The sequence below is a fragment of the Hydrogenophaga sp. GW823-FHT04C09 genome, from assembly GCF_058796355.1.
In genome coordinates this window covers 19,693-31,408 of record NZ_JBXAIO010000004.1, presented here as the reverse complement: position 1 = coordinate 31,408, position 11,716 = coordinate 19,693, and the positions used below count along the sequence as shown (strand labels likewise).

Below are 11,716 nucleotides of genomic sequence, written 5' to 3'. Positions count from 1 at the left end.
GCTCCACGGTTTCCTTGCGGTCGGTGCTGCCCAACCGCTCCAGCGTGAAGCGCACGACCCGCATCAGGTCCGGCGAATACCACAACGTGGCCTGGTAACGAAGGTTCGACATCGCGACGCGGTGCACGGGCAGGCGGGAGGTCCACCCCCGGACGTCGATGCGCACCGCGTTGTACTCACTCTCGCCCATGCGGAGCGTTTGAGAGAGAGACGCTACAGCCGTGACGTCGAACGTCGTGGTGTCGCCTCCCTTCGTGGTCGAAAAATTGAAGGTCTGCACCCCGTTGAGCACCTTGCCACCCGGCGCCCAGCCGCCAGGCGGTGTCACCAGATCGAGTTCCAGCAGCGCGGGCGACGAAGAATCCAGCACGAGGCCGGTTTCATCCTCCACCCGACCGCCCCCGTTGAAAACGACGCGAGCGCCGTCCACGCGATCCACCTTCAGGCTGACCGTGCTCTTGAGCTGGGTCTGCGCGTCCGTCACCACATACTCGAACCAGTCGCCTACCCGCCGCTGCGCCGTCGGCTGCAGGCCCGCCGAAGGCGCGGCTACCGGTGCCGCCGCCACCCGGGCGGCGTTGGCGGCGGCACGCCGTTCGAGCAGCTCGCGCCCTCGCTCAGGTAACTCGGTGATGCGGTAGGCGGGCACGGCGAGGTTGATGTTCTGCGCCTCGCGCCGCATGAGCGTGGTGATGCCGATCAACCGGCCTTCGGTATCGAACAGGCCACCGCCACTGGACCCGGGCGAAATGGGCGCGGTGGTCTGCACGAACAGCAACTGCCCCTGCTCGTCGCGGCGCAGGCCGGACAGCAAGCCATCGCTCAGCGTGGCCTCCAGGCCCTGCGGCGTTCCGATCGCATAGACGCGCGCGCCCACCCGCAAGGTGTCCCTGGGCGCAAGCTCGATGGCCGGAGCCTGGAAGTTATCCACCCGGATCTGGCACAGGTCGTTCTCCGGGTCGGGAAACTCCAGCTTGCCGCCGTAGCTCACGTTGTCCTTCGCGACCTGGAAGCGGGTCATGCGCGCCAGCACATGGCAATTGGTGACCAGACGCCCAGGGCCGATCACCACCGCACTGCCCTGAGACTGGTTGCGCCCCTGGGCATCGGAGGCCACCACCGTCCAGACGCTGGGCGCCACCTTGGCGAACAGGGCATCGGGCTCAAGCGCCAACGCGGGAGCGCTTGCGGCGGCTCCCACCACCAGGACCCAGGCGCGCCAGCTCATCGTGCGGCTCCGGCAGGCGACGGTGGCAACAAGGCCTCCAAGTCAGCCATCGTCACGCGTGCCCGGGGCTTGGGGCTGGAGGCCACCGGTGGGGAGGTCTCCGTGGTTGGCGCCCGCACCACGCCGGGTGGTGCCGTCGGCGCCATTCCGACGCCGGTGTAGCGCAAGGGCGACAGCGCCGACAAGGCCACCGCCTCGGGCTGGAGATTCAACTGCACCCGACCGACCAGCACGCCAAACGTGATGCTGGACGCCACATACACGGTCTGGCCCGCTTCGATGTCGAACTCCAGCCGCGCCTCGTTCTCGGTCTGCGAGCTCGCCAGATGGCGGCCAGGGTGCGTGTCCACGTAGAAGAATCCGCCAGGCTGCGACTTGCCAACGACTTGGTTGTCCAGCCGTATTTCCGGCTGCATGGCCGCGCCCACCATCGAGTCGGTGCGGTAGAAGAACACACGGCAACCGTTGTCCTTCAAAGGCGGCAGCGCACTGGACACCGCCATATAACTGTGCCCACTCGCTGCGCAGCCCGACAACAGCGCCACCGCCAGCAAGACCAGTGCGCTCGCCCATCCACGAACTCCGCCCATCATCGCCCCTCATTGCATGATTGGCGCCAATGCTAACCGTTTGTAACAAGACGAAATCCTGGGACTTCCACCAGCCAGCGTGGTGCAGGCGCCGCACGCGGCAAGCCGCGTTTCGGGTTTAAGCTGCGCCGACCCGCCCACCAGAAAACCCCATGGCCACCACCCGACGCAAGTTCCTCCTCGGCACCCTCGCCGCCAGCGGTGCGCTGGTGCTGGGCTGGTCGGTGCTGCCGCCGCGCCAGCGGCTCACCACGGCGCAGCCGCTGCCGGTGGGCGCGAACGAGGCGGCCCTCAATGGCTGGGTGAAGATCGATGCGGACGGCGGCGTCACCGTGATGCTGGCCAAGAGCGAGATGGGCCAGGGCGTGGCCACCTCGCTGTGCATGCTGCTGGCCGACGAGCTGGACGCCGACTGGTCGCGCGTGCGCTTCGAGGCCTCGCCCATCGACAAGATCTACAACAACATCGCCACCGTGGTCGACGGCCTGCCGGTGCACCCGGACACCGAGAGCCGGGTGCTGGACGCGGCGCGCTGGATGGCGGCCAAGGCCATGCGCGAGATCGGCGTGATGATGACCGGCGGCTCGTCGAGCGTGAAGGACCTGTGGCTGCCGATGCGCGAGGCCGGGGCTTCGGCGCGCGAGATGCTGGTGAGCGCCGCGGCCCGGCAATGGAACACCGAGCCCGGCCACTGCCGCACCGAGAACGGCGAGGTGCTCGGGCCCGCCGGGCAGCGCGCGGGCTACGGCAGCCTGGCCGGCGCGGCCGCACAGCAGCGCCTGCCGCGCTCGCCCACGCTCAAGACGCCCGCCCAGTTCAAGCTGATCGGCCGGCCCACGAACCGCATCGAGGCCGCGAGCAAGACCGATGGCAGCGCGCGCTTCGGCATCGACGCGCGGCCCGAAGGCCTGCTGCACGCGAGCGTGCAGATGTGCCGCACCCTGCGCGGCCGCGCAACCCGCTTCGACGCGGCCGCCGCCCAGGCCATGCCGGGCGTGCGCACGGTGGTGCCGTTCGAGCCCCGTCACGGTGGCACCGGCGGCGTGGCCGTGATCGCCGACCACCCCTGGCGCGCCAAGCAGGCGGCCGAGGCGCTGAAGATCGAATGGGACGCGGGCGAACTCGCGAACTTCCAGAGCGCCGAAGCCCTGGCGCAGCTCGCGCGCACGCTGGACACCGACAAAGGTTTTGCCTTCTTCACCGAAGGCGACGTGGACGCGGCCATGGCCGGCGCGGTGCGAGCCATCGAAGCGGAGTACCGCGCGCCCTACCTCGCGCACGCCACCATGGAGCCCATGAACTGCACGGTGCGCTTCGACGGCGACCGCGCCACGGTCTGGGTCTCGACCCAGGTGCCCGGCCTGGCGCGCAAGGCCGCCGCCGACGCGCTCGGCCTGCCCGCCGAGGCGGTGACAGTGCACGTGATGCTGCTGGGCGGCGGCTTCGGCCGGCGGCTGGAGGTGGACTTCATCGCCCAGGCCGCCACCATCGCCAAGGCCGTGCCGGGCGCGCCGGTGCAGACCCTGTGGTCGCGCGAGCAGGACCTGCGCCACGACATCTACCGCCCGGCCTGCGTCTCGCGCTTCAAGGCCGGCTTCGATGCCCAGGGGCAGCTCGTGGCCTGGCAGAACACCAGCGCGGGCCAGGCCATCGTGCCGCAGGTGCTGGGCCGCCTGTTCGGCCTGCCCGGCGGCGGGCCGGACAAGACCACCTCGGAAGGCGCGTTCGACCAGCCCTACGAATGGCCGGCCGCGCGCATTGCGCACGCCGCCGTCGCCCTGCCCTTGCAGGTGGGTTTCTGGCGCTCGGTGGGCCATTCGCACCAGGCCTTCTTCAAGGAAAGCTTCGTCGACGAGGCCGCGCACGCCGCTGGCACCGACCCGCTGGTCTTTCGCGAACGGCTGCTGCAGCGCCACCCCCGGCACCTCGCGGTGCTGCAGGCGGCGGCGCAGGCCGGCGGCTGGGGCACGGCCTCACCGCCGGCGCCCGACGGCGCCAAGACCGCGCGCGGCATCGCCTTGCACGAGTCCTTCGGCTCCATCGTCGCGCAGGTGGCCGAGGTCTCGCTGGCGGCCGACAAAACCATCCGCGTGCACCGCGTGTGGTGCGCCGTCGACTGCGGCATGGCGGTCAACCCGACGGGCATCGCGCAGCAGATGGAGAGCGCCATCGTCTACGGCCTCTCGGCGGCCCTGTACGGCCAGGTGGACATCGTCAACGGCCAGGTGCAGGCCGGCAACTTCCACGACCAGCCGGTGCTGCGCTTCCACGAGATGCCGGCGGTCGAGGTGCTGATCGTCCCGAGCAGCGCGCCGCCCGAAGGCGTGGGCGAGCCTGGCCTGCCGCCGATCGCCCCGGCGGTGGCCAACGCGCTGTTCGCGCTGACCGGCCAGCGCCACCGCAGCCTGCCGCTCAGGTCAGCTTGACCGCGCGCCCGATGTAGAGGATCGGCCCGGTCGGGCGGCCGGTGGGCGAGCCGTTGTAGGGCTCCAGCGTGATCTCGAACAGCTGGTTGGGCACCAGCGGCGGCAGCTGGTCGAGCTTCACTTCCAGCGGCTGGCCCGGTTGCACCAGGCCCAGCGAGACCGGCGCGTTCCAGTCGTCGGCCTTGGTCCAGAACTGCAGCGAGCGCTGCTCGGGCACGGCCGTGGTGCCCAGTGGCACCAGCCGCAAGCTGTTGGCGCCGCTGGTCTGCACCACCCAGCCCGGGGCCGTGCCGTTGGGCGCGACCAGCACCACCATGTATTGAGGCGCGGCCGGCGCGAACAGGCCGGTGGACGGCAGCAGCGCGACCACCGACGCGGCCACGAAACCGGTGGCGGCCACCGCGCGCCAGAAGCCCAGGCTGCTCCACCAGGTCTGCCAGGCGCTGGCCTTGGCCGCTGCGCGTGGGGGGGCGATGGCGCGTTCGATGCGCGTCCACAGCGCGGGCGAGGGCTCCACCGCCTCGACCAAGGCGGTCAGCGGCAGCAGCCGGCCTTCCCAGCCGTCGACCGCGTCGCGCAAGGCGGCATCGGTGGGCAAGCGCGCCTGCACCTCGCGCCGCTGCCCCGCCGAGAGCGTGCCCAGCACGTAGGCCGCAGCCAGTTCGTCGATCGGATCAAGGGCGGTCATGCCAGGCACTCCCGCAACGACGCCAGCCCGCGGCGGATCCAGGCCTTCACCGAGCCCAGCGGCGCGCCCAGGCGCTCGGCGATCTCGCTGTGGCTGCAACCGTCCAGGTACGCGTAGAGCACGCAGTTGCGCTTGGGCGTGTCCAGGCGCGCCAGGCAGTCGTCGAGCCGGCCGAGGTCGGCGCGCAGCGCGAAGGCCTCGGCCATGTCGGGCGCGGCGGGCGGGTCCTCGGCCTGCAGCGCGTCCATCTGCGCCTCGTCGGCCGACACGGTGCGCGCACCCGAGCGCACGGCATCGAGGGCGCGGTGGCGCACGATGCCGTACATCCACCCCCGGCCCGCGCCACGGTGGGCGTCGAAGGTGGCGGCGCGGGTCCAGATGTTCATGAAAGCGTCGTGCAACACGTCTTCAGCGGTGGCGCGGTCGCGCACGATGCGCAGCGCCACCCCCAGCAGGTAACGGCCTTCGTGCTCGTACAGGCGGCGCAGGGCCGCACGATCGCCCCGCGCACAGGCGGCCAGGGCGGCATCGTGGTCGAAAGCGTCGGGGTCGGATGGGGGCAAGGGCGGTGCTCGCGAAAGTGCGGGGCTGCCGGCCATCCTAGCCGACGGCAGCCCCGCCCGCTCAGGATGCCTTGTAGAAGATGTAGTCGGCCTGGTACTGCACGACCTGCTTGGCGCCCACGTTGGCGGCACCGCAGGCGGAGGTCGGTGCGATGCCGCCCTTGGTCGCCACGCGCTGGGTGTAGGTCACGCCATTCAGGGCGCCCATGCCCATGGCGGGGTTGGCCTTCACAAGCTGCAGGGGGATGTTCGCGTCGCCGTTGGGCGCCACGGCGACCTGGGTGGCGGTGAACTTGGAGCCGTCCATGGCTTCCCAGGTGGCGGGCGGGCCGTAGTACTTGCCGACCTGCTTGCCGCTGCGGTCCAGCAGCTTGGCGTCGGGGCCGCCGAACACCCATTCGTGCTGGCCAGGCATGTTGGCCTTGACCTTGCACTCGTAGGTGATCTGGCCGACGCCCACGGTTTCCCAGGCGACCTTGTGGCCGGCCGGCACCTTCACGGCGTCGGGCAGGCTGGCCTGCGAATACATCATGGCGGGCGAGCCCATGTGGGAAGCGCAGGCGGTCATGGCAAGCACCGCTGCGGCGGCCAGGGTGGATTTGAACAGCATGGCAAAACTCCTCGGGGTTGGGGTTGTGGGCAGCAGCGCAAAAAACGGCGCCACTGCTTCCACTACTCGCCAACCGGCGTTTTGGATGCAGCCGGATGCAAAAAAACTTCGGGCCGGGGTTCAGGCCTTGCGCGGCCGGACCTTCGAGGCCGCCAGCTTGGCCTGGGTGCGGGCGCGCTCCACGTCGGCGTCGAACGCCAGCGCCACGCCCATGCGGCGCTTGGTGAAGCTCTCGGGCTTGCCGAACAGGCGCAGCTCGGTCTGCGGCACCTGCAGGGCCTCGTCCACCCCGTCGAAGGCAATGCCCGTGGCCTCGACGCCGCCGTAGATGACGGCGCTGGCGCCCGGGCTCTTGAGCGTGGTGGAGACCGGCAGGCCCAGGATGGCGCGCGCGTGCAGCTCGAACTCGTTCTGCCACTGGGTGATCATGGTGACCATGCCGGTGTCGTGCGGGCGCGGGCTGACCTCGCTGAACCACACCTGGTCGCCCTTGACGAACAGCTCCACGCCGAACAGGCCCTGGCCGCCGAGGTCGTCGGTCACGGCCTGGGCGATGCGGCGCGACTCGGCCAGCGCCTTGGGCGTCATGGGGTGCGGCTGCCAGCTCTCCACGTAGTCGCCGCTCACCTGCACGTGGCCGATCGGGTCGCAGAAGTGCGTCTCGATGCCGCCGTCGGCGCCGCGCGCGCGCACGGTGAGCTGGGTGATCTCGTAGTCGAAGTCGATGAAGCCTTCCACGATGATGCGGCCCGGGCCGACGCGCCCGCCCGACATGGCGCAGTCCCACGCGGTCTTCACGCCGGCGGGGCCGTCGATCTTGCTCTGGCCCTTGCCGCTGCTGCTCATCACCGGCTTGACGATGCAGGGGTAGCCGATGCCGCTGTCGATGGCGGCCTGCAGCTCGTCGAGCGAATCGCAGAACTTGTAGGGGCTGGTGGGCAGGCCCAGGGTCTCGGCGGCCAGGCGGCGGATGCCTTCGCGGTCCATGGTCAGGCGCGCGGCGCGGGCGGTGGGGATCACGCGCACCACGCCAGCGGCTTCAAGCTCCTGCAGCATGGGCGTGGCGATGGCCTCGATCTCGGGCACCACCAGGTGCGGGCGCTCGGCCTCGATCAGCGCCTTGAGCTGCGCCGGGTCGCTCATGGTGATGGTGCGCGCATGGTGCGCCACCTGCTGGCCCGGGGCGTTCTCGTAGCGGTCCACCGCGATGGTCTCCACGCCCAGGCGCTGCAGCGCGATCAGCACCTCCTTGCCGAGCTCGCCCGAGCCCAGCAGCATGACCCGGGTGGCCGAAGGAGACAGGGGGGTACCGAGCGTGGTCATGAAAACTCCAGAAAAAATCAGAGGGACTGGCCCATGGCCTCGCCCAGGCGCACGGCGTTGCCGGGTGCCCAGTCGGGGTTGAAGGCGATCGTGTCGCGCGGCCACAGCAGCACCACGGTGGAGCCGAGCAGGAAGCGGCCCATTTCCTCGCCGCGCTGCAGGTGCAGCGGCTGGTCGTTGTAGGACCACTCGCGCACCGTGCCCGGGCGCGGCGGGTTCACCACGCCGTGCCAGGTGGTGGCCATGCTGCCCACGATGGTCGCGCCCACCAGCACCTGCACGAAGGGCACGGTGGTCTCGCCCACCTGCAGGTCGAACACGCACACCACGCGCTCGTTGCGCGCGAACAGGCCGGGCACGCCCTGGGCCGTGGCGGGGTTGACCGAGAACAGGTCGCCCGGCACGTGGATCATGCGGCGCAGCGTGGCCGCCGCCGGCATGTGGATGCGGTGGTAGTCGCGCGGGCTGAGGTAGATGGTGGCAAAGGCGCCGTCGTCGAACAGCGCGGCCAGGGCGGCGTCACCGCCCACCAGCGCGCGCGTGCTGTAGGTGTGGCCCTTGGCCTGGTAGATCTGGTCGCGCGCGATCGCGCCGAACTGGCTGATCGCGCCATCCACCGGACAGACGAAGGCCGCATCGGCCAGCGGGCGGGCGTCGGCGCGCAGCGCGCGGGTGAAGAACTGATTGAAGCTCGCGTAGGCCTGTGGGTCGGGGTTCGCGGCCTCCGCCATGTTCACGCCGTACTTGCGGATGAAGCGGCGGATGATCCACTGCGTGATGCCCCCCCAGCGGCCGTTGGCCACCCAGCCCCCAAACACAGTGAGTGCGCGCTTCGGGAAAACGTATTGCAGGGCAACGGCGAATGACATGGGTGGGCAGGACGGTGGCGGGGACAAGACCCTGGCGGGCAGCCCCGCATTGTAGGGGCCGGCCCCAGGCGCGGCGGCGCGAGCGGGCACAATGCCGGCACATGAAAGACGCCCTGTTCGAATGCCAACACCTGGTCAAACGCTATGGCGACAGCACCGTGGTGAACGACCTGAGTTTTGCCATCGGCCCCGGCGAATGCCTGGGCGTGATCGGGCCCAACGGCGCCGGCAAGACCACCACCATCCGCATGTGCCTGGGCCTGACCGCGCCCGACGCCGGCACCATCACCGCCTTCGGCCAGGACATGCCGCGCGACGCGCTGGCCATCAAGGCCCAGCTCGGCGTGGTGAGCCAGATGGACACCCTGGACCCGGACTTCGACTGCGCCGAGAACCTGCTGGTGTACGGCCGCTACTTCGGGCTGCCGGCGGCCACCGTCCGCGAACGCATCCCTAAGCTGCTGGAGTTCGCCGCGCTCTCGCACAAGGCCAACGCCAAGCCGGGCGAACTCTCGGGCGGCATGAAGCGGCGCCTTTCACTGGCGCGCGCGCTGGTGAACGACCCGCGCCTGCTGATGCTCGACGAGCCCACCACCGGCCTGGACCCACAGGCGCGCCACCTGATGTGGGAGCGCCTGCAGATGCTGCTGCAGCAAGGCAAGAGCATCCTGCTGACCACGCACTTCATGGACGAGGCCGAGCGCCTGTGCTCGCGCCTGCTGGTGCTGGACCACGGCCGCAAGATCGCCGAAGGCCGGCCGCGCGAGCTGATCGCGCAGCACCTGGAGCCCGACGTGGTGGAGGTCTACGGCAACGGCGCGCTGGCGCTGGCCCATGACGAAGGCCACGCCGCGCTGCGCGCCCTCGCCGCGCGCGTGGAGGTGAGCGGCGAGACCGTGTTCTTCTACACCGCCCAGGCCCTGCCGCTGCTGGCCGCGCTCGGCGAGCACCACCACCTGCGCACCCTGCACCGGCCCGCCAACCTGGAAGACCTCTTTCTCAAACTCACGGGTCGCCAGATCCGCGAGGACGGCTGACCCATGAGCACCACCCACACCCCCTCCCCCTGGTCCCCACCGCGCCTGTCCATGCGCTGGTGGCCCGTCTTCCTGCGCAACCTGCTGGTCTGGCGCAAGCTCGCCATCCCCAGCCTGGTGGGCAACATCGCCGAGCCGCTGATGTGGCTGGTCGCCTTCGGCTACGGCATGGGCGCGCTGGTGGGCCAGGTCAGCCTGGGCACGGCGCAAGGCGGCAGCGTGGCCGTGCCCTACATCCTGTTCCTGGCCAGCGGCAGCATCTGCATGAGCGCGATGAACGCGGCCAGCTTCGAGGCGCTGTACTCGGCCTTCTCGCGCATGCACGTGCAGAAGACCTGGGACGGCATCATGAACGCGCCGGTGAGCCTGGACGATGTGGTGCTGGCGGAAATGCTGTGGGCGGGCTTCAAGGCCCTGTTCACGGTGACGGCCATCCTGGGCGTGATGCTCGCGCTGGGCATCAGCCATTCCCCCAAGCTGCTGCTGGCCTGGCCGGTGCTGCTGGGGGTGGGCATCACGTTCTCGTGCATCGCCCTGGTGTTCAACGCCCTGGCCAAGGGCTATGACTTCTTCACCTACTACTTCACCCTGTTCCTGACCCCCATGATGTTTCTCTCGGGGGTGTTCTTTCCGCGCGAGCAGTTGCCCGGTGTGGTGCGGCAGATCTCGGACTGGCTGCCACTGACCAATGCGGTGGAGCTGGTGCGGCCCCTGTTCATGGACCAGTGGCCCACGCAGGCCTGGCTGCACGGCGGGGTGCTGCTGGCTTACACCGTGGCAGCGTTCTGGCTGGCCCTCGCGCTCACGCGCAAGCGCTTCGCGAAATAGTCTGTCAGTGGACGGCGCGCAGCGCAGGCTGGGCGTCGCTGTACAGCTCGCTGCCGGTGTCGATGAAGTCTTCGGCCTCGATCACGGCGTCGAACTCGCGGGCGGCGGTGTCGAAGATCTTGGGAATCAGGGGCTTGTCCAGCGGGCGGCAGATGCGGCTGCGGATGCCGCGCAGGTTGGCGCTGGTTTCCATGGCGCTGATCACGGCTTCCGGATCGAGCATCAGGACGAAGGGGTTGAGGCGGGTGGCGGTGGTGGACATGGGGGGCTCCCTGGGGTCGGTTTGAACGGTGACAAATGGGCTGTCGATGAAACAAACTGTACCGGCGCCCCCCTGGAACGTTAAGTCGGCGCCCCGCCATTCGCGCTGTAGGAACTTCGCTGACAGAGCGTGCGTTGTCCCTACAGGCGGTTCGTGAACTGCATCACGAACGGGGGCCGCGCAGCGCCTCCACGCTGGCGCGCACCACCGACTGCACGCTGCCGCTTTCCTTGAACTGGTTGCGCAGGTAGGTCGCGTGGTTGCCCACGCGGCCGGCCGTGCGCTCGATCTCGTCCAGCGCCGCGAGCGAATTCAGCGCCACGCCATGGGGCGTGAGGTGGCGCAGCGTGGCGAGGATGTCCTCGCGGATGCTGATCTGCTCGCGCGTCTTGGGGTTGACCATCATGCCGTCCAGGCCGAAGCGGCAGGCCTGGAAACGGTTGTAGGTGTAGACCAGGTAATCGTCTTCTTCCGGCGGCAGCTCGCGCCGCTCCAGCAGGTGGCGGCACAGCGCCTGCAGGTAACACGCCAGCCCCGCCGCGCGCTCCACCGTCAAGGGCGTGTCGCACACGCGCAGTTCGATGGTGCCGTACTCGGGCTTGGGCCGGATGTCCCAGTAGAAGTCCTTCATGGACTTGACCACGCCCGTGCTCTCCATCTTGGTGAAGTAGACGTTGGTGAACTCCTCCCAGCTCAGCACGAAGGGCGCGCGCCCACTGAGCGGGAAGGCGAACACCGAGTTCAGGCGCGCCGAATCGAACAGCGTGTCCACGCCCTGCGAGAACGGCGACGAGGCCGACAGCGCGATGAAGTGCGGCACGTAGCGGTTGAGCGAGTGCAGCAGGAACAGCGCCTCGTCGGCGCTGGCGCAGCCGATGTGCACGTGCTGGCCGAACACGGTGAACTGCTTGGCGAGGTAACCGTACAGGCCCGAAAGCTGCTCGAAGCGCGGCTTGGAGAAGATGCGCTGCTCGAACCAGCGCTGGAACGGGTGCGTGCCGCCGCCCGAGAGCTCGATGTTGAGCCGGTCGCCCGCGCTCACCAGGGTGTCGCGGATCTGCTGTAGCTGCGCGAGCAGGGGACCGTGTTCGCGCTGCACGTCGGTCGCGATCTCGATCATGCTCTGCGTCATTTCGGGCGTGACCACGCCCGGGAACGGCTTGCGGCGCAGCAGCTCCAGCAGGTCGTTGGCGCTGCTGGACAGATCGAGGTCGTAGGTGTTGACGAGCTGCAGCTCGAGCTCGACGCCCATGGTCAGCGAGTCGGAGGATTTGAAGGCTTCCAAAGGCATG

The 11,716-nt window shown here is 69.6% G+C and carries 12 protein-coding genes; 3 read left to right on the top strand and 9 right to left on the bottom strand.

Going from position 1 to position 11,716, the window contains the following annotated elements; all coding sequences use genetic code 11:
• Both AC1Q9M_RS12450 and AC1Q9M_RS12445 read right to left on the bottom strand, forming a co-directional pair.
• Window positions 1–1,228: S1C family serine protease (locus tag AC1Q9M_RS12450; protein WP_492434064.1), on the bottom strand; the 1,228-nt coding region annotated here is incomplete at its 3' end.
• On the bottom strand, window positions 1,225–1,821 hold the full coding sequence (locus AC1Q9M_RS12445) for a DUF2846 domain-containing protein (protein WP_492434062.1): 597 nt from the start codon (window positions 1,819–1,821) through the stop codon (window positions 1,225–1,227). The genes AC1Q9M_RS12450 and AC1Q9M_RS12445, both read right to left, overlap by 4 nt.
• A gap of 149 nt (window positions 1,822–1,970) precedes the next feature.
• Here AC1Q9M_RS12445 and AC1Q9M_RS12440 point away from each other — a divergent pair, with 149 nt between their 5' ends.
• Entirely contained in the window at window positions 1,971–4,244 is a 2,274-nt protein-coding gene (locus AC1Q9M_RS12440; protein ID WP_492434060.1) for a xanthine dehydrogenase family protein molybdopterin-binding subunit, read from the top strand.
• Here the strand turns inward: AC1Q9M_RS12440 and AC1Q9M_RS12435 are convergent.
• From AC1Q9M_RS12435 to asd, 5 genes are all read right to left on the bottom strand, one after another.
• Entirely contained in the window at window positions 4,231–4,932 is a 702-nt protein-coding gene (locus AC1Q9M_RS12435) for an anti-sigma factor (protein ID WP_382321978.1), read from the bottom strand. The two genes, AC1Q9M_RS12440 and AC1Q9M_RS12435, sit on opposite strands and share 14 nt — an antisense overlap.
• Entirely contained in the window at window positions 4,929–5,531 is a 603-nt protein-coding gene (locus AC1Q9M_RS12430; RefSeq protein ID WP_492434058.1) for a sigma-70 family RNA polymerase sigma factor, read from the bottom strand. The genes AC1Q9M_RS12435 and AC1Q9M_RS12430 overlap by 4 nt, the downstream gene beginning before the upstream one ends.
• Before the next feature lie 25 nt (window positions 5,532–5,556).
• Window positions 5,557–6,105, bottom strand: a complete 549-nt coding sequence (locus tag AC1Q9M_RS12425) for a DUF3455 domain-containing protein (protein WP_382321982.1) — start codon at window positions 6,103–6,105, stop codon at window positions 5,557–5,559.
• 120 nt (window positions 6,106–6,225) lie between these two features.
• On the bottom strand, window positions 6,226–7,428 hold the full coding sequence (gene purT, locus AC1Q9M_RS12420; protein WP_492434056.1) for a formate-dependent phosphoribosylglycinamide formyltransferase: 1,203 nt from the start codon (window positions 7,426–7,428) through the stop codon (window positions 6,226–6,228).
• 17 nt (window positions 7,429–7,445) lie between these two features.
• The gene (asd, locus tag AC1Q9M_RS12415; protein WP_492434054.1) at window positions 7,446–8,297 is read right to left on the bottom strand and encodes an archaetidylserine decarboxylase; all 852 of its coding nucleotides are present in this window, start codon (window positions 8,295–8,297) and stop codon (window positions 7,446–7,448) included.
• Window positions 8,298–8,398: 101 nt separating this feature from the next.
• Between asd and AC1Q9M_RS12410 the strand changes: the two genes are divergently transcribed.
• Both AC1Q9M_RS12410 and AC1Q9M_RS12405 read left to right on the top strand, forming a co-directional pair.
• Window positions 8,399–9,334: an ATP-binding cassette domain-containing protein gene (locus AC1Q9M_RS12410; RefSeq protein ID WP_382321986.1), complete on the top strand. Its 936-nt coding sequence runs from the start codon at window positions 8,399–8,401 to the stop codon at window positions 9,332–9,334.
• Window positions 9,335–9,337: 3 nt separating this feature from the next.
• On the top strand, window positions 9,338–10,162 hold the full coding sequence (locus AC1Q9M_RS12405; RefSeq protein ID WP_492434051.1) for an ABC transporter permease: 825 nt from the start codon (window positions 9,338–9,340) through the stop codon (window positions 10,160–10,162).
• 4 nt (window positions 10,163–10,166) lie between these two features.
• Here AC1Q9M_RS12405 and AC1Q9M_RS12400 read toward each other — a convergent pair whose 3' ends face one another.
• The gene (locus AC1Q9M_RS12400; RefSeq protein ID WP_382154047.1) at window positions 10,167–10,424 is read right to left on the bottom strand and encodes a hypothetical protein; all 258 of its coding nucleotides are present in this window, start codon (window positions 10,422–10,424) and stop codon (window positions 10,167–10,169) included.
• A 163-nt stretch (window positions 10,425–10,587) separates the two neighbouring features.
• The gene (locus tag AC1Q9M_RS12395) at window positions 10,588–11,715 is read right to left on the bottom strand and encodes a YbdK family carboxylate-amine ligase (RefSeq protein ID WP_291121182.1); all 1,128 of its coding nucleotides are present in this window, start codon (window positions 11,713–11,715) and stop codon (window positions 10,588–10,590) included.
• Between the last annotated feature and the right edge of the window lies 1 nt (window position 11,716).

What these genes read in the sequence shown, in the direction of transcription:
- asd (WP_492434054.1), bottom strand. Translation starts at nt 8,297, where the DNA reads ATGTCATTCGCCGTTGCCCTGCAATACGTTTTCCCGAAGCGCGCACTC.
- AC1Q9M_RS12425 (WP_382321982.1), bottom strand. Translation starts at nt 6,105, where the DNA reads ATGCTGTTCAAATCCACCCTGGCCGCCGCAGCGGTGCTTGCCATGACC.
- AC1Q9M_RS12440 (WP_492434060.1), top strand. Translation starts at nt 1,971, where the DNA reads ATGGCCACCACCCGACGCAAGTTCCTCCTCGGCACCCTCGCCGCCAGC.
- purT (WP_492434056.1), bottom strand. Translation starts at nt 7,428, where the DNA reads ATGACCACGCTCGGTACCCCCCTGTCTCCTTCGGCCACCCGGGTCATG.
- AC1Q9M_RS12445 (WP_492434062.1), bottom strand. Translation starts at nt 1,821, where the DNA reads ATGATGGGCGGAGTTCGTGGATGGGCGAGCGCACTGGTCTTGCTGGCG.
- AC1Q9M_RS12430 (WP_492434058.1), bottom strand. Translation starts at nt 5,531, where the DNA reads ATGGCCGGCAGCCCCGCACTTTCGCGAGCACCGCCCTTGCCCCCATCC.
- AC1Q9M_RS12410 (WP_382321986.1), top strand. Translation starts at nt 8,399, where the DNA reads ATGAAAGACGCCCTGTTCGAATGCCAACACCTGGTCAAACGCTATGGC.
- AC1Q9M_RS12400 (WP_382154047.1), bottom strand. Translation starts at nt 10,424, where the DNA reads ATGTCCACCACCGCCACCCGCCTCAACCCCTTCGTCCTGATGCTCGAT.
- AC1Q9M_RS12435 (WP_382321978.1), bottom strand. Translation starts at nt 4,932, where the DNA reads ATGACCGCCCTTGATCCGATCGACGAACTGGCTGCGGCCTACGTGCTG.
- AC1Q9M_RS12395 (WP_291121182.1), bottom strand. Translation starts at nt 11,715, where the DNA reads ATGCCTTTGGAAGCCTTCAAATCCTCCGACTCGCTGACCATGGGCGTC.
- AC1Q9M_RS12405 (WP_492434051.1), top strand. Translation starts at nt 9,338, where the DNA reads ATGAGCACCACCCACACCCCCTCCCCCTGGTCCCCACCGCGCCTGTCC.